The following is a 16,423-nucleotide window of genomic DNA, read 5'->3' on the forward strand; positions in this document are numbered from 1 at the left end:
CACGGCCGGGTGTGGCGCACGGCCGGGTGTGGCGCACGGCCGGGTGTGGCGCACGGCCGGGTGTGGCGCACGGCCGGGTCAGGAGAAGTATCGGCGTGGGTTGACGACCATCATCTGGTGGATCGCGGCGTCGGGGACGCCTTCGGCTCTCAGGGCCGGTAGGACGTCGTCGAGTATGTGGTCGAAGCGCCAGTTGGGGGCGACCAGCGGGAGGTCGTCCCAGGAGGGGCCGAAGTAGTCCATGAAGCACGCCGTGTCGTGGCTGAGGACCATGCGGTCGGTGTAGCCGCGGTGGTGCAGGGCCGCGACGGTGGCCACGCGGTCGGCGGTGGGGTTGTACAGGTCCAGGCCGAAGCGGTCCATGCCGAGGGTGGCGCCGGTGTCGGCCATGCGCATCAGGTAGTCCAGGTCGTTGGAGTCCCCCGCGTGGCCCACCACGACCTTGGTGAGGTCGACGCCTTCCTTGGCGAACAGGTCGAGCGCCGGCAGGCCGGAACACGCGAAGGCGTCGGTGTGCACGGTGATGGGGGCCCCGGTGCGCACGTGCGTGCGGGCCACGGCACGGCAGATCCGCTCGACCCCCTCGGTCATGCCTTTGCTCTCGACGACGCACTTGAGGAACGCGGCCTTCACGCCGGTGTCGGCGATGCCGTCGGTGATGTCGCGGGTGAAGTCCTCGATCATCGGGTCCGGCATGTCGAACAACAGGCCGGGGCCTCGGTGGGTGTACTGGTGCGGCACCTCGTCGAAGCAGTAGAGGCCGGTCGCCACGATGATGTTCAGGCCCGGCACCTCGGCGGCGACCCGCTGGATGCGCGGGATGTACCGGCCGAGGCCCCAGACCGTGGGGTCGGCGATGGTGGTGACCCCCTTGGCGACGAGCGCGCGCAGCTTCGCGACGGCGTCGGCGACGCGGGCCTCCTCGTCCCACCACGCGCCACGTCCGTAGTTGTCGACGTGCTCAGGGGACAGCACGAAGACGTGCTCGTGCATGAGTGTGCGGCCGAGGGTGTCCGCGTCGACCGGTCCGCGCACGGTTTCTACCATGGGCATGGGTGACCTCCGGAGCTTGCCGAGGTGCGGTGCCCGAACCCTAGGACCGGCGGGCCCGGTCGTCAACGGACGCGCCAAGGTGATCACGGTGATGATTCCTGTGGATGACGAGGGGTTGTCCACAGGCACCGGACCTGCGTGATGGATGCGGGCCGTCGAACGGATAGCCTTCGGCTGTTCGGATAACAGTCGAGAGCCCATGAAGAGGAACGTCATGTCGCAGGGTCGTCCCGTCAAGGTCACCGTCACCGGCGCCGCCGGCCAGATCGGCTACGCGCTGCTGTTCCGCATCGCCTCAGGGCACCTGCTCGGCCCGGACGTCCCCGTGCGGCTGAGCCTGCTGGAGATCCCCCAGGCCGTGAAGGCCGCCGAGGGCACCGCCATGGAGCTGGACGACTGCGCGTTCCCGCTGCTGGCCGGCATCGACATCACCGACGACGCGAACCGCGCGTTCGACGGCGCCAACGTCGGCCTGCTCGTCGGCGCGCGTCCCCGCACCAAGGGCATGGAGCGCGGCGACCTCCTCCAGGCCAACGGCGGCATCTTCGGCCCGCAGGGCCGGGCCATCAACGACCACGCCGCCGACGACGTCCGCGTCCTGGTGGTCGGCAACCCCGCCAACACCAACGCGCTGATCGCGCGTTCCCACGCACCCGACGTCCCCGCCGACCGTTTCACCGCCATGACGCGGCTCGACCACAACCGGGCCCTGTCCCAGCTCGCGGCACGGCTCGACGTCCCGGTCACCGCCATCACCAAGATGACGATCTGGGGCAACCACTCCGCCACCCAGTACCCCGACCTGTACAACGCCGAGGTCAACGGCAAGATCGCCGCCGAGCAGGTCGACGAGGCGTGGCTGCGCGACACCTTCATCCCCACCGTGGCCAAGCGCGGCGCCGCGATCATCGAGGCGCGCGGCGCCTCCTCCGCCGCCTCCGCCGCCAACGCCGCGCTCAACCACGTGCACGACTGGTTCAACGGCACCCCCGAGGGTGACTGGACCTCCGTGGCTCTGTCCTCCGACGGCTCCTACGGCGTCCCCGAGGGCCTGATCTCGTCGTTCCCCGCCGTCTCCCGTGGCGGCGAGTGGCACATCGTCCAGGGCCTCCCGGTCAACCCCTTCTCCCGCGAGCGCATCGACACCTCCGTCCGCGAGCTCATCGAGGAGCGCGACGCCGTCAAGGAGCTCGGCCTGATCTGACGAACCCGTCCCGGCTGTTCGCACGCCGGGGTGCTGGAACGGCCCGCCTTACGCGTGGCCGCTGGTCACAGCCCTGGTTCGCATGCCGGTGTGGTGGAGCGGCCCGCCCCCGCGTGGCCGCTCCGCCGACCGGTGTCCGCTGTGGTCCGGCGCCGGCGTGGTGGTCATCGAGCCGCCGCGGCGGACACGCGGCGGGTGAGGCGGGCCGGTGCGGCGCCGAGGCGGCCCGTGGTGGTGACGAGGCCGATGAGGGCCAGCACGCCGACCTCGGTGACGACCACGAGGCGCTGGGTGAGGCCGGCGGGGACGGTGAGGGTGTCGGCGCCGGCCATCCGCAGGCCGTAGGGGATCAGCACCAGCACGAGGAAGACGCCGGCCGCGAGGCTCAGCCGGCGCAGCAGGCGTGCGTGCCGTCCGCCGTGTGCCGCCACCAGCAACCCGGCCGCCGGCATCACGACGAAAGCCGCGAACGCCGCGTATCTATGGATCCCTCCGGCCATCGACAGGGACACCCCGGGCCGGTCCGTGGGGAAGGCCGCGATCATCAGCATGCAGCAGCTCCACACCGTCACCAGCCCCACCACCGCCGCCGGCGCTCCCCGCCGCGCCAGGTCCATGGCGAACAACGCCGACCCGCCGGCGAACGCCGTCAGCGACACCGCGAGCAGCACGCCGTACGGGTGGAACGCGTACTCGCTGATCATGCCGTACAGCGGGTTCACGTCCGACATCACATGCACCGCGGTCATGGCCCCCGCACCGGCCGTGATCGCCACGAAACCCCAGGAGGAAAGTCGATTCGTCATAATCCGACTTTCCCGGCGCACCCCCTTCCCCGGCATCGGAGATCGGCCCCGGCACCCCCCTGAGCCGACCCCCGGCCCGACCCCGAACCCCCCTGGCGGCGCGGCCCGCGCCGCTCAGGGTCGTCCGGAGTTCCCCTCAGGGTCCACCACCGCCGAGCACCGCGAACACCCGGCCCGCGGACCCGGATCTCTCACCGGCGGCGGACCGGGAACGCGACGCAGGCGGCCCCTGCCATGGGACTGCCTGCGGTGGTCACGCTGCCGGCGGTCTCAGTCGGGGGACTGTGTGTCGGCGATGTCCGCGGAGTCGGCCGGGGCCTCCTCCGGGGACGAGGCGCGCAGCCAGCGGCAACCGTACGGGGCCATGTCGAACCTCGTGCGGCCGTCCGAGGGGACCTTCACGGTGCCTTCGATGAGGAGGTCGGTCAGGACCTCGTCCTCGTCGAGGCCCTCGATGAGGACTTCGCAGGTGACGTCCTGGCCGGAGAAGTTGTGCAGGACCACCATGGTCTCGCCGTCGATGTCGGCGCGGTGGGCCAGGACGGCGGGGGTGCCGCTGTCGAGGACCTGGTAGTCGCCCCAGGCCAGTTCGGGGGTCTCGCGGTAACGCTCGACCAGAGTGCTGATCCAGGTGAGCAGCGAGTCGGGGTCGCGGCGCTGCGCGCTGACGTTGACGTTCTTCGGGCCGAAGCGGCCTTCGACCAGGGGGACCGGCAGGGAGTCGGCGGTGGAGAAACCGGCGTTGCGGTGCGGGGTCCACTGCATGGGGGTGCGGACCGCCTCGCGGCCCTTGAGGCTCAGGTTCTCCCCCATGCCGATCTCCTCGCCGTAGAACATCACGGGAGTGCCGGGGAGGGAGAACAGCAGGCTGTACACCATCTTGATCCGCCGCATGTCGCCGTCCAGCATCGGCGGCAGCCGGCGGCGCAGGCCACGGCCGTACACCTGCATGTCCTTGTCCGGGCCGAACGCGTCGAAGACCTCCTGGCGTTCGTCGTCGGTCAGCTTGTCCAGCGTCAGCTCGTCGTGGTTGCGGACGAACGTGGCCCAGTGGCAGTCCTTCGGCGGCGCCGGCCGTTCGCGCAGCGCCTCGGCGAGCGGGCTCGCGTCCTCGCGCGCCAGCGACAGGTACATGCGCTGCATGCCGATGAAGTCGAAACACATGGTGACCTCGTCGCCGAGGTCGTCACCGAAGTACTTGCGCAGGTCGGGGTAGGGCAGGTTGACCTCGCCGAGCAGCATGGCGCCGCCGTTCCTGCGCTTCATGAACGCGCGCGTCTCCCGCAGGAAGGTGTGCACGTCCGGCAGCTTGCCGTCCCCTTCCTCGGAGTCGCCACCCATGTCCTCGACGAGGAACGGCACGGCGTCGACGCGGAACCCCGACAGGCCGAGCTCCATCCAGAAACCGAGGATGCGCGCGATCTCGTCACGCACCTCGGGGTTGGCGGTGTTGAGGTCCGGCTGGAACCGGTAGAACCGGTGGTAGTAGTACTGTCCGCTGCCTTCGTCGAACTCCCAGAGGCTGTCCTCCTCGTCGGGGAACACGACGCCGCTCGGGTCGTCCGGCTCGGGTTTGTCCGACCAGATGTACCAGTCGCGGTACGTGGAGTCCTTACTGGACCGCGCGTCCTTGAACCACGGGTGCTCGTCGGAGGTGTGGTTCACGACGAGGTCGGCGATGACCTTGATGCCGCGGTCGGCCGCGACCCGCATGAACTCCACGAAGTCCCCGAGAGTGCCGAGCCGGGGGTCGATGTTGTAGAAGTCGGTGATGTCGTACCCGTCGTCCCGGTCGGGACTCGGGAAGAACGGCATCAGCCAGATACAGGTGACGCCGAGCCGGTCGAGATGGTCGACGTGCTGCGCCAGGCCGCGGAAGTCTCCGATGCCGTCGCCGTTGCCGTCGGCGTAGGTCTCGACGTCAAGGCAGTAGATGACGGCGTTCTTCCACCATACGTCCGAGGTCGTGCTCAGTCTCATGCGCCGCGACTACCCAGCGGCACGCCGGACTATCGGACCATTTCGCCACTACGCCACGTACGTGGAAAGCAGTCGGGCCCGCACCGGCGAGGCGGCACGGGCCCAGACGGAACGAACGTCAGAGGATCGTGACCTCTTCGGCCTGGGGCCCCTTGGCCCCCTGGACGGTCACGTAAGCGACGCGCTGGTTCTCGTCCAGGCTGCGGTAGCCACGGCCGCTGATAGCGGAGTAGTGCACGAACACGTCGGCACCACCGTCGTCAGGGGCGATGAAACCAAAGCCCTTCTCGGCGTTGAACCACTTGACGGTGCCTTCAGACAACTGCTTTCTCCCTGGTATGGGGTGACACACCGGGTCGCCAGGTCGGCGACGCGGGGCTGCGCGGCGGAACGAACCGGCTCGCCGTGGCAGCCACGGTGGCGCCGGATCGCGACCGCACGTCAGGAAACTTCCCGCGAGCGTTTGGTAATGCCGAACGAGAGAACCACGACCGCAACAGCACGACAATAACCCCTCGCACCTCCGATCACAAACGGGTTACGCGTGTCTTGACCTCCCGAGTTTCACGCTCGCGACCGGCAAAAGACAGGACGCCTCCGCCACGTTTCGTCCTACCCAGGTGACCCGCTGTCGTCACTCCTTGTCATCGCTCTGCGCGTCCATTTCGCGCAGCACCCGCGAGGCGACGCCGAAGGCCGCGTTGGCCGCCGGGACGCCGCAGTAGACCGCCGTCTGGAGCAGCACCTCCGCGATCTCGTCGGGGGTCAGGCCGACCCGCAGCGCGGCACGCACATGCAGGGCCAGCTCGTCCAGGTGGCCCCGCGCGACCAGAGCGGTGAGCGTGATGACGCTGCGGGTGCGGCGGTCCAGTCCCGGCCGGATCCAGATGTCCCCCCAGGCGTACCGGGTGATGAACTCCTGGAAGTCGGCGGTCAGGCCGGAGGCCGCGCCGGACGCCAGGGCCCGGTCGACGTACTCCTCCCCCAGCACCTCGCGGCGGGCCTTCATGCCGCGGCCGTGGCCGAGGAAACGCGACATCAGCCCGGCCACCACGGCGGGCCGCTCGACGTTGGCCAGGTGCGCGGCCTCCGGCACCACGGCGAGCCGCGCACCGGGGATGCCTTCGCCGAGCAGTTCGGCGTGCTCGATCGGGGTGGCCGGGTCGCGGTCCCCCGCGATCACCAGGGTGCGCGCGGTGACCCGGGGCAGGTGGTCGCGCAGGTCGTACGTGGCGAGCGCGTCGCAGGCCAGCGCGTACGACTCGGCGTCGGTGCCGAGCAGGGACGACTGCATCGGCTCGGCCACCGCGGACTCCGCGCCGTGGGTGAACCAGCGCGCGGTCACCATGCCGGCCAGCCATCCCATGCCTTCGGCCCGCACCCGCGCGGCCCGCTGCCGCCAGGTCGCCGGGTCGCCGAACCGCGCGGAGGTGCAGCACAGAACGAGCTCCGACACCCGTCCGGGGTGGTTCACCGCGATGGACAGGGCGACGGCGCCGCCGAACGAGACGCCGCCGACGGCGAACCTGCCGGGACCGGCGAGGGCCAGCACGGCGTCGGCGACGTCGGCGACGCCGAACGGCTCCGTGGCCGCGGGTGAGGCGCCGTGGCCCGGCAGGTCGTACCGCAGGACCCGCCAGGTGCGGGCCAGCTCGGGGATCTGGGGGTCCCACAGGTGCGTCGTCGTGCCGAGGGAGGGACCGAGCACCAGCAGGGGTGCGTCGTCGGGCCCGTCGATCCGGTGGCGCAGCTCCACGCCGACTCCTTCGATCGTCTTGGGGGGTGACGGCCGGGACGCCGCCGCCGCGCTCAGGCGGGGCTCGCCCGGTACTCTTCCAGCGCACGGGCCACAAGATCACCGGACGCGCCGAGTCCGCCGTCCAGCGCACCGGTGATCTTCATGTTGGCCCGCATGCGGTCCGCGGACACCCTCAGCCCGGCGCACAGCTCCGCCGCCGTCTCCGCCGCGCCGCCGGTCAGGCGCAGGCACTCGCGCAGCGGCAGCCACTCGGCGTGCCACGCGCCGGTCGGCCGTTCGTGTGCCGAGATGAGGGATGTGTGGAGAATCTGGGACAGTGCGGGGACCTGAGCGGCGGCCGAGGCGACGAGGACCGACAGCACGGGGTTGCGTTTGTGCGCCATCGCCGACGACCCGCCGCGACCAGGAGCGGGGGGTTCCTCCAGTTCCGCCACCTCGTCCTGGGTCATCAGGGTCACGTCCGCCGCGATCTTCCCCAGCGCTCCGGTCGTGGTGGCGAGCGCGGCGCCGAGGGCCGCCACGGGGGTGCGGCGGGTGTGCCAGGGGGTGGCCGGGGTCGCGAGGCCCAGCTCCGCCGCGTACGCCTCGATGAGGCCCGCGGGGCCGAGCCCTTCGAGGGTGCCGGCCGCGCCGCCGAGCTGCACCGGGGGGTGGGTGCGGCGCAGCATGTCGCGCGCGTCCAGGACCAGGAGCAGCCAGTTGGCGGCTTTCAGGCCGAACGTGATGGGGACGGCGTGTTTGCCGAGGGTGCGGCCCGGCATGGGGGTCGCCACGTGGTCGGCGGTGATGATGGCCAGCGCGTCGAGCACGCGCCGCAGGTCGGCCAGGATGACGTCCCTGGCTCTGGCGGCCGTCAGCATCAGCGCCGTGTCGACGATGTCCTGACTTGTCGCGCCATGGTGGAGGTACGCGGCGGCGTCTCCCCCCGGCGCGCGCAGCCGGGCCAGCAGCGGCACGACCGGGTTCCCCGCCGCGCGTGCGCGGTGCGCCAGGTCGGCCACGTCGATGCCGGCCGCCGCGCACAGCCGGGTGACGGCCTCCCCGGCGCCGCGCGGCAGCACCCCGAGGCGTTCCTGGGTCCGCGCGAGCGCCGCCTCGGCGTCCAGCATCGCGCGCAGGAACGCACGCTCCGTGGTGACCGACTCGACGGCCGTGCCGGCGCGGACCGGTGAGAACAGACCGGCGTCCGGGTCGGGGAGGTGCGGTGGCTCGGCGTGCACGGAGATTTCCTCGCATCGTCACGAGACGGACACCGGGTGGTCCCGGCGGCGGCTCATATTCTGCCTGATCCGGCCGCCGGGTACACCAGGCGGTCACCGGTTCCGGCGGTGTCCCCGCTCACGGGGCCGGGTAGGAGCCACCGGTGATCGTTTTCGTCGCGCTCGTCTCGATGAGCGCGCTGGCCGTCGCGGCTCCTGTCCTGGCCCGGCGCCTCGGCAGGAACGCCGGCTACGTGATCGCGGCGGGCTTCGTCGCGGTGGCGGCGCTGCTTTCCACGGAGTGGCCGGACGTCCTGGCCGGACGTCCCCCCGGCGTGTCGTGGCCGTGGCTCCCCGCGCTCGGTGTGTCCTTCACGCTGCGGCTCGACGGGCTGGCCTCCCTGTTCTGCCTGCTGGTGCTCGTCGTGGGTGCGCTGATCATGGCGTACTGTCCCCGCTACCTGACGCCGGACGGCCGCCACGGCGAGATCTACTTCCTGCTGACCGCGTTCGGCGGCGCGATGTTCGGCCTGGTGCTCGCCGGGGACCTGGTCCTGCTGCTGGTGTTCTGGGAGACGACCAGCATCCTGTCGTTCTTCCTGATCGCGAGCGCCGGCGGCAAAGGCGAGCGGCCCGCCACGCGGGCCCTGCTCGTCACCGGCGCGGGTGGGCTGGCCCTGCTGCTCGCGGTGGTGCTGATCGCGGCCACCGTGGGGAGCACCGACATCGAGACCGTGCTCGCGGCACGGCTACGGGTGCTCGCCTCGCCGGTGGCGCCGGCGATCGGGGGACTGCTGATCCTCGCGGCGTTCACCAAGTCGGCGCAGGTGCCGTTCCACTTCTGGCTGCCCGGCGCGATGGTGGCCATCACCCCGGTCAGCGCCTACCTGCACGCGGCGACCATGGTGAAGGCCGGCATCTACCTGCTGACCCGGTTCTCCACGCTGTTCGCGGGCCGTACGGGCTGGGCCCTGGTGCTGATCGGCACCGGCCTGGTCACCGCTCTGCTCGGCGCCGTGCTGGCGCTGCGTGAACACGACCTCAAGGCGCTGCTGGCCTACTCCACGGTCAGCCAGCTCGGCCTGCTGGTCGCCGCGATCGGCGTCGGCACGACGGTCGCGCTGGCGGCGGCGATCCTGCACACGTTCGCGCACGCGCTGTTCAAGGCGACCCTGTTCATGCTGGTCGGCATCATCGACCGGGAGGCGGGGAGCCGCGACATCCGGCGGCTGTCGGGACTGATGCGGGTCATGCCGGTCACCGCCACGTTGACCGGTCTCGCCGGACTGTCGCTCGCGGGGGTCGCGCCGCTGATCGGGTTCGTGAGCAAGGAGTCGCTGTTCCAGGGGTTCGCCGGCGCGCGCGTCTTCCCCGGCAGCGGTGTGGTCACCGGTGCGCTCGCGGTGGCCGCGTCGGCGCTGACGTTCAGCTACGGCGTGCGCATCTTCTACGGCGCGTTCGCCGGGCCCACGCTGCAACGGCTGTACGAGCCCTCCTGGGCCTTCCTCGCGCCTGCGGCGGTGGCCGCGGTGGCGGGTACGGTGCTCGGCCCCGCGGTGACGGTGCTGAACCCGTTGGTGCGGCGGGCCACGCTCGACGTCGAGCCGTGGGAGCGTCCGCCGCACTTCTCGCTGTGGCACGGCTTCAGCGCCGAACTGCTCATGTCCGGCGTCACCATCGGGATCGGCCTCGTGCTTTTCCTGGCGCGTGCGCCGGTCGACAGAGCGCTGCAACGCCTACCTTCGCCGGTCGGCGAGAAGGTGTTCGACAGCATCCACCAGGCATTGATCAGGCTGGGGAACGTGGTCGGCCGACCGGACCGCAGGGACTCGGTGGCGGCGTTCCTCGCGCGTCCGGTGGCCGGGGTCGTGCTGCTCGGCGCGGCCGGCCTGGTGCTGCTCGGCGCGCCGCCGGACCTCAGGGTGGCGGACGGGCCGGCGGACCGGGTGGTGCTCGCGCTGCTCACGGCCTCGGTCATCGGGGTGGCGGCGGCGCGTTCCGCGCTGGCGGCGGTGGCGCTGCTCGGCGCGGTGGGGCTGGTCGTGACGGTGTGGTTCCTGCTCGCCGGTGGACCGGACGTGGCGCTGACGTTGCTGCTGGTGGAGATCCTCACCGCGATGATCGCGGCGTTCGTGCTGCGTGACCTGCCGCGCCGCTTCCCCCGCACCACGCGCCGCGTGCGTCTCGCCGCCGGGGTGGCGGCGGCTCTCGCCGGGCTCGCCGCGGCGACCGGCACGGCGGCGCTGACCGGTCGCGGCGAGCCGTCGGCCGCCGGGGAGTTCTTCCTGCGGGCCGCCGAGCCGCGGACCGGTGGACGCAACGTCGTGAACACCATCCTGGTGGACTTCCGCGGCCTGGACACCCTCGGTGAGACGAGCGTGCTCGCCGCCGCCGCGCTCGGTCTGCTGCTCCTCCCCGGCGTGGCCCGCGCGCGGGCCGGCCTCGGTCCCGGGCCGGTGCTCGGGCCGGCCCGCCGCCTGTTCGTGCCGGTCATCGGGGTGCTGTCGGCCTACCTGTTCCTGCGTGGCCACAACGAGCCAGGCGGGGGGTTCGCCGCCGCGCTGGTCGGCGGCATCGCGATCGCGTTCGGCGCGCTGGTCGGCCACCGGAGCCGCGTCGGCCCGCCGCGTTCGCGGGCCATGCCGTTCCTGTCGGCCGGTCTGCTGCTCTGCTCGGCGGTGGGCCTGTTCGCCATGGCGCTCGGCGGCCCGTTCCTCACCCCGCTCACGGCGACCTTCACCGTGCCGCCATTCGGCGCCGTGGGGCTCTCCTCGTCGCTGCTGTTCGACCTCGGGGTGTACCTGCTGGTGTTCGGCCTGCTGGTCACGGCCGTCGGCAGGCTCGGCGGCGAGATGAGCGTGGCGAGCGAGGTGAGCGCGCGGTGACGGCGGCCGTCGCGGTGGGGGTCCTGGTCGCCGGTGGCGTCTACCTGGTCCTGTGTCCGGGGCTGGTGCGCGTCACCTTCGGCTTCGTGCTGCTCGGCCACGCGGTGAACATCCTGCTGGTGACCTCGGGGGGCCTCACGCGGCGGGCCGCGCCGCTGGCCGGCTCAGGCGACCCGGCACAGATGGCCGACCCGCTGCCGCAGGCGTTCGTGCTCACCGCGATCGTCATCACGTTCGGCATCACCGTGTACCTGCTCGCGCTCGCCGGGGCCGAGCACCACGGGGAGCCCACCGGCCCTGAGGAGCCTTCCTCGTGATCGGCGCGGCGCTCGTCCTGCCGACGGCGCTGGCGCTGCCGGCCGCCGGGCTGCTGCTCGCCGTCCCCGGCCGCCGCGCGCTGCACCGCCTGACCGGCGCCGCGGCCGGCGTGGTGGCGTTGCTGACCGGCGGCGCGCTGCTGGCCGCCACCCTGGACGGCGCGGTTCCCGCGCAGGACGTCGGCGGCTGGGCCGGTCACGGCATCGTGTTCGCCGCCGACGTCCTCAGCGCGCTCATGGTGTGCGTCAGCGCGGTGCTGGTGCTCGCCGGGCTCGCCATGGCCGCCGCGACCGGCGAGGACGCCGACCCGAGGTTCGTGCCGCTCGTCCTGCTGCTGTCGGCCGGCATGTACGGCGCGCTGCTCACCGCGGACCTGTTCAACCTGTTCGTGTTCGTCGAGGTCATGCTGGTGCCGTCGTACGCGCTGCTGGTCATGGGTGGCGGCGCGCGGCGCGTCGCGGCCGGTCGTGTCTACGTGACGGTCAACCTGTTCGCGTCCACGACCCTCCTCGCCGGGATCGGCCTGCTGTACGCGGTCACCGGCAGCGTGAACCTCGGTGAGCTGGCCGGTGCGGCGCGGCACAGCGGGGCCGCCGCGGCGGCCGGCGCGGTCGTGCTGCTGGCGCTGGCGGTCAAGACGGCCGTGGTCCCGCTGCACGGCTGGCTGCCGCGCAGCTACCCCTGCGCGCCGCCTGCCGTCACCGTGCTGTTCTCCGGCCTGCTCACGAAGATCGGCCTGTACGCGATCATCCGGATCTACGCGGTGGTCTTCGCCGGGGCCCCCGAGGTCCGCTGGGTGATCATGACGGCGGCGCTGCTGACCATGGTGATCGGCGTCCTCGGCGCCGTCGGCGAGGACACGATGCGGAGCATCCTGGTGTTCCACATGGTCAGCCAGATCGGCTACATCCTGCTCGGCCTGGCGCTGTTCACCGCTTTCGGGCTGGCCGCCGCGATCTTCTACCTGGCGCAGTACATCCTGGTCAAGGCCGCGCTGCTGGCCTGTGCGGGTGCCGTCGAGACCACACGCGGCACCGGCAGGCTCGGCGCGCTCGGCGGCGTGGCCTCGGCGGACCCGCTGCTCGCCACGACCTTCATGCTCGCGGCCCTCTCCCTGGCCGGCCTGCCGCCGTTGTCCGGGTTCGTCGCCAAACTGAGCCTGGTACGCGCGGCCGTCCCCGCCGGGGAGCACCTCGCCGCCGCCACCGCCGTCGCGGTCAGCCTGATCACCCTGACGTCGATGATCAAGATCTGGAGCGGTGTCTTCCGGGGGACACCCCCTCCCGGTTCCGCACCGCCGCGCGGACGGCTCGCGCTGACCGCGCCGGCGCTCGCGCTCGCCGTGCCGTCCCTGGTGCTCGGCGCCGGGGCCCAGCCGCTGCTCACGGTCGCCGGCGCGGCCGCGGCCGGGCTCGTCGACACCTCGGCGTACGTGAGAGCGGTGACACCGTGACCGGGCCGGTCCTCGGCAGCATGGCGGTGAGACCGTGACCGGGCCGGTACTCGATGAAGTGGCGGTGACACCGTGACCGGGCCGGCCCTCGGCGGTGTGCGGCGCGCGGCCGTACGCGCCGCACGTGCGGCGGCGTTCCTCGGTCACTACGGCCGGAGTTTCCTGGTGGCCAACCTGACCGTCGCCTGGGAGATCGTCACCCCCGGCAGCGGGCTCGCCCCGGCCATCGTCGAGCTGCGGCTGCGCGCGCGTACACCGTTCGAGATAGTCGCGATGGCGCACCTCGTCGCGCTGACCCCCGGCACGCTCGTCATCGAGGTGCGCACCGACCCACCCACCCTGTTCGTGCACGCCATGCACGCCGCCGACCCCGGCGCGCTCCTGGCCACGCTCGGCGACCTGGAGCGCCGGCTGCTCGCCGTGCTGCGACCGGCAGGAGGCGAGCTCTCGTGACCGTCGTCGACCTCATGCTCGGCGTCCTCGCCGTGATCTTCCTCGTGGCGCTCCGGAGCCTGGTGACCGGGCCGTCCGACGCCGACCGCCTGGTCGCGCTGGACCTCGGGTTCGTCGTGTTCGTGGCGGCCGTGGCCCTGCTCGCGGTACGGCAGCGTGCCCCCTGGATGCTGATCCTCGTGCTCGCCGCCACGCTGGTCGGGTTCCTCGCCACGGTCGCGGTGGCGCACCTGCTGGACCGGCGGTCGCGATGACGGCGATCGGCACCGTCCTCGCGCTCCTCGGCACCGGCCTCATGGTGGTGGCGGCCGTCGGCCTGCTCCGCCTCCCCGACGCCTACAACAAGGTCAACGCGGTGGCGAAGGCCGCGGTCTCCGGCGTGATGTGCGTCCTGCTCGGCACACTGCTGCTCCTGCCGGGCCTGGACACCGCCGCCGTCCTCCTCGTCGGCGTCGCGCTGCAGGTCCTCACCTCACCGTTCGGCACGTACGCGATCGGCCGCGCGTCCTACCGCAGCGGGGCCCCGCTCACCGAGGCCACCCATCGGGACGACCTGGCCGCCGGCCCTCGTGACGGCCCCCGGGGAACCGCGCCGTGAACCACGACCGGCCACCGCGCGGTGTGCCGGACCGTGGCCGGACGGTGTGCCGCGCTGTGCCGGACGGCGGTCAGGCGGGTTCGGCGAGGTACCAGCGGGCCCGGCCGTCGCCTCGGGTGAGGCTGTCGAGGCGGCGGGGCAGCTCCTTGCGCGAGAAGGGGTCGCGGGCCGCGTTGCGGATGTGGATGCCGACGGCGTACATGTCGCGGATCTCCATCAGCGTGGGGTAGCCGCCCCAGTGGCGCAGGTCGCTGCCGTAGGCCCCGGCGAAGTCGTCGACCTCGGCCTCGGTGAGGCCGAAGCGGCGCTGGCCGTGGTAGGTGTGCACGAGGTCCCACTCGCGCGGGCCCACGGCGACGCCGTCCCAGTCGCACAGCACGGCGTGGCCGTCCTGGCAGCGCAGCAGGTTGTCGATCCAGGCGTCGCCGTGCAGCAGCACGTGGGGTCCTGAGGAGTCCAGCGAGTCCCAGCGGCTGGTGAGCTCGGCGATGCGGTCACGCAGCCAGGCGCGCTGGCAGGGGGTGAGGACCTCATTGCGGCGCTCCACCGAGTCGCGGACCTCCGCCAGCGGGTCGGCGAGACGCTTCAGCGCGAACGGCGGCACGGGAAGCCGGTGCAGGTCGCGCAGGATGTCGCCGAGCTGCGTGGTGGTGGGACGACCCGAGGCGGGGACGTAGTGCCAGAACGTGACGACGCGGCCGTCGTACACGAGCGGCTGGTCGCACAGCTCGTCGGCGGGCCGCACGGCGGGGAACCCCTGCTCGGCGAGCCAGCGCGCCACGGCGAGCACGACCGGCAGGCGGGTCAGCGCGTCAGGCGCGGTGGCGATGCGCACGACGATCTCGTCGCGGAGCTTGAAGACCGCGTTGCTGCGCACCCGCAGGAGCTGGGCCCCCGTCGCGTCGAGACCGACGCTCTCGCAGACTTCCCCCAGGATCGCGGCGGCCTCGTCCGCCAGCATGCCTTTCAACGGTCCACCACGAGCTGCGGTCCGGCCTCGGCGACCAGGTCGTGCAGGTGACGCGCGGCCGGGATGCGGCGCTGGTTCGGCGGCACGCTGGACAGCAGGGCTCGCGCGCGGTTCACCACGATGGACGTGCGATGCTCAGGCGGCACCTGCACGAGCGCCTGCTCGGCGAGCCGGCACGCCTCGTCGTAGCCGCCTTCGCGCGCGACGTGCGCCGCCTGGTCGAGCAGCACCAGCGCGGGGTCGATGGTGTAGGGGCTCGCGGGCCGCGCGATCCACTCCTGCACCTGCTCGGTCTCGCCGAGCTCGATGAGCGTGCCCATGCGGTAGAACTGCAGCCGCCGCTCGGAGAACCGGAACGCCAGGTGGTCGTCCTCCGGCGGCATGCGCGAGAAGATGCGCTCGGCCTCGGCGAGCGCCACCCTGGCCGCCTGGTGCTCCCCCATGCGCGCGAGCGCGCGCGCCTCGGCGGCGGCGCCGAGCGCGGCGGGGGAGCTTGGAGCGCTCCCTGCGAGCATGCGTGCCTCGCGCGCCAGCCGGAGGGTCTCGGTGAGATCGCCGTAATGGTAGGGAAGCATGGCTTCCTGCGCGCGCACGAGCGCACGCAGCCGCACCTCGCCGACGTCGTCGGACGCGGTGCGCGCGGTGCCGTACCAGGCGTGGGCCTGCCGGGTGTCGCCGAGCTTCATCAGCGCGTCGGCGGACAGCAGCGCGAGCATGGTGGTGGCGTTGAGCAGGCGGCGCTGGGTGAGCGCGGGCTGGCGCACCGACACGAGCCGCCGCACGTCGGAGATCTCCAGCATGAGGCGGTACAGCATCGGCAGCGGCGCGCTCTTGATGTACTCGCGGCGGTACCGCAGCACCTGCTCGTCGAGCCGGTCGAGCTGGTCCTCGTTGACCGACCCGGTGGCGAGGGTGCGGTCCATGTCCTGCCGGGTGCGCTCCACCTCGGCGAGCAGGCGGCCGTTGAGCGGGATGCCGGAGCTGAGCAGCGCGTGGTGGAACAGCGCGCGCCGCTCGGTCTCGTCGTCGAAGTCCTGCACGAAGCCCTGGACGGGGCCGGGGACGGCCGGCTGCGACGGCACGGTGACGGCGCGGGACTGCGGCGACGGCGTGTCCTGCTCGGTGCGGGCCGGCGCGACGATCACGACGTTGCCGGCGTCACCGTCGTCGGAGAAGTCGGCGGCCAGGCCGAGACGCACGGCGTTGGCGGAGTACAGCCGCGCGATCTGGTCGATGGTCTGGGGCCGTGGCCTCGCGCGGTTGTTCTCCCAGGCGTTGAGCAGGTCGATGCTGGCGCGCGGCAGGCCGAGCGCGTGCGTCTCGCACAGCCGCTCGAGCTCCTCGATGGCTTGACGGGCCGACCATCCGCGAGCGAGTCTGTGGGCCTTGAGCAAGCTCACCCCGCAGCAGCTGTGGATGGCCTGGGAGGTCTGCCACAGCGACCACTGACGGGACACCGCCTGCTCACGCCAGCGTCGTGCGCACGCCGGGGAATGTTCTCCTCGGGCCATGTCTGCCCTCCGCCACTGGGTGTGTTCGGCCTTACGGATGTTTCCCCGATGTTAACCAGTCGGCACCTAATGGCCCAGAGCGTTATGGGACTGATGCTTTGCCATTCGCGGCCTTTCCACGTAAACCCCAGGCCCAACCCTCGGTATTCCACTTATCAGTGGATTTGCTCGGATTGCCGGTAGCCGCATGCGGGTTCAGTGTTGTCCCGTCCGGCCCCGACGTCCCCGCTGGAG

At 72.2% G+C, this 16,423-nt stretch carries 15 protein-coding genes; 7 read left to right on the forward strand and 8 right to left on the reverse strand.

The features are described from left to right. Window positions 1-78: 78 nt before the first annotated feature. The gene (locus BJ992_RS24265; RefSeq protein WP_184984753.1) at window positions 79-1,053 is read right to left on the reverse strand and encodes a phosphotriesterase family protein; all 975 of its coding nucleotides are present in this window, start codon (window positions 1,051-1,053) and stop codon (window positions 79-81) included. Window positions 1,054-1,252: 199 nt separating this feature from the next. Here BJ992_RS24265 and BJ992_RS24270 point away from each other — a divergent pair, with 199 nt between their 5' ends. After that, a complete protein-coding gene (locus BJ992_RS24270) occupies window positions 1,253-2,257 on the forward strand; it encodes a malate dehydrogenase (protein WP_425503697.1) in 1,005 nt (334 codons plus the stop codon). 164 nt (window positions 2,258-2,421) lie between these two features. Here the strand turns inward: BJ992_RS24270 and BJ992_RS24275 are convergent, their stop codons facing one another. From BJ992_RS24275 to pcaB, 5 genes are all read right to left on the reverse strand, one after another. Beyond that, window positions 2,422-3,063 (reverse strand): DUF998 domain-containing protein, encoded by a 642-nt coding sequence (locus tag BJ992_RS24275; RefSeq protein WP_184984755.1) that lies wholly within the window; start codon window positions 3,061-3,063, stop codon window positions 2,422-2,424. Window positions 3,064-3,333: 270 nt separating this feature from the next. Beyond that, a complete protein-coding gene (locus BJ992_RS24280; protein ID WP_184984757.1) occupies window positions 3,334-5,043 on the reverse strand; it encodes an alpha-amylase family protein in 1,710 nt (569 codons plus the stop codon). Between the two features lie 118 nt (window positions 5,044-5,161). Continuing rightward, the gene (locus BJ992_RS24285; RefSeq protein WP_184984759.1) at window positions 5,162-5,365 is read right to left on the reverse strand and encodes a cold-shock protein; all 204 of its coding nucleotides are present in this window, start codon (window positions 5,363-5,365) and stop codon (window positions 5,162-5,164) included. A gap of 312 nt (window positions 5,366-5,677) precedes the next feature. Beyond that, window positions 5,678-6,799 carry a bifunctional 3-oxoadipate enol-lactonase/4-carboxymuconolactone decarboxylase PcaDC gene (gene pcaDC, locus BJ992_RS24290; RefSeq protein WP_343072833.1) on the reverse strand — a complete coding sequence of 374 codons (1,122 nt, stop codon included), beginning with the start codon at window positions 6,797-6,799 and terminating at the stop codon, window positions 5,678-5,680. A gap of 53 nt (window positions 6,800-6,852) precedes the next feature. Further along, window positions 6,853-8,022 (reverse strand): 3-carboxy-cis,cis-muconate cycloisomerase, encoded by a 1,170-nt coding sequence (pcaB, locus tag BJ992_RS24295; protein WP_184984761.1) that lies wholly within the window; start codon window positions 8,020-8,022, stop codon window positions 6,853-6,855. A gap of 143 nt (window positions 8,023-8,165) precedes the next feature. Between pcaB and mbhE the strand changes: the two genes are divergently transcribed. From mbhE to mnhG, 6 genes are all read left to right on the forward strand, one after another. Next, on the forward strand, window positions 8,166-10,886 hold the full coding sequence (mbhE, locus tag BJ992_RS24300) for a hydrogen gas-evolving membrane-bound hydrogenase subunit E (protein ID WP_221474956.1): 2,721 nt from the start codon (window positions 8,166-8,168) through the stop codon (window positions 10,884-10,886). Next, a complete protein-coding gene (locus BJ992_RS24305) occupies window positions 10,883-11,203 on the forward strand; it encodes an NADH-quinone oxidoreductase subunit K (protein ID WP_184984763.1) in 321 nt (106 codons plus the stop codon). The genes mbhE and BJ992_RS24305 overlap by 4 nt, the downstream gene beginning before the upstream one ends. After that, complete coding sequence (locus BJ992_RS24310; protein WP_343072834.1) at window positions 11,200-12,657, forward strand: monovalent cation/H+ antiporter subunit D family protein; 1,458 nt, start codon at window positions 11,200-11,202, stop codon at window positions 12,655-12,657. Before BJ992_RS24305 ends, BJ992_RS24310 begins: the two co-directional genes overlap by 4 nt. A gap of 72 nt (window positions 12,658-12,729) precedes the next feature. Then, the gene (locus BJ992_RS24315; protein WP_184984765.1) at window positions 12,730-13,110 is read left to right on the forward strand and encodes a Na+/H+ antiporter subunit E; all 381 of its coding nucleotides are present in this window, start codon (window positions 12,730-12,732) and stop codon (window positions 13,108-13,110) included. Next, window positions 13,107-13,364: a monovalent cation/H+ antiporter complex subunit F gene (locus tag BJ992_RS24320; RefSeq protein ID WP_184984767.1), complete on the forward strand. Its 258-nt coding sequence runs from the start codon at window positions 13,107-13,109 to the stop codon at window positions 13,362-13,364. Before BJ992_RS24315 ends, BJ992_RS24320 begins: the two co-directional genes overlap by 4 nt. Beyond that, window positions 13,361-13,708 carry a monovalent cation/H(+) antiporter subunit G gene (mnhG, locus tag BJ992_RS24325; RefSeq protein WP_184984769.1) on the forward strand — a complete coding sequence of 116 codons (348 nt, stop codon included), beginning with the start codon at window positions 13,361-13,363 and terminating at the stop codon, window positions 13,706-13,708. The genes BJ992_RS24320 and mnhG overlap by 4 nt, the downstream gene beginning before the upstream one ends. 70 nt (window positions 13,709-13,778) lie before the next feature. Here the strand turns inward: mnhG and BJ992_RS24330 are convergent, their stop codons facing one another. Both BJ992_RS24330 and BJ992_RS24335 read right to left on the reverse strand, forming a co-directional pair. Further along, on the reverse strand, window positions 13,779-14,669 hold the full coding sequence (locus BJ992_RS24330; RefSeq protein ID WP_246496766.1) for a phosphotransferase enzyme family protein: 891 nt from the start codon (window positions 14,667-14,669) through the stop codon (window positions 13,779-13,781). A gap of 5 nt (window positions 14,670-14,674) precedes the next feature. Continuing rightward, window positions 14,675-16,189 (reverse strand): helix-turn-helix domain-containing protein, encoded by a 1,515-nt coding sequence (locus BJ992_RS24335; protein ID WP_184984773.1) that lies wholly within the window; start codon window positions 16,187-16,189, stop codon window positions 14,675-14,677. Between the last annotated feature and the right edge of the window lie 234 nt (window positions 16,190-16,423).

Origin of the sequence: Sphaerisporangium rubeum, assembly GCF_014207705.1 — a bacterium.
GTDB classification, from domain to species: domain Bacteria; phylum Actinomycetota; class Actinomycetes; order Streptosporangiales; family Streptosporangiaceae; genus Sphaerisporangium; species Sphaerisporangium rubeum.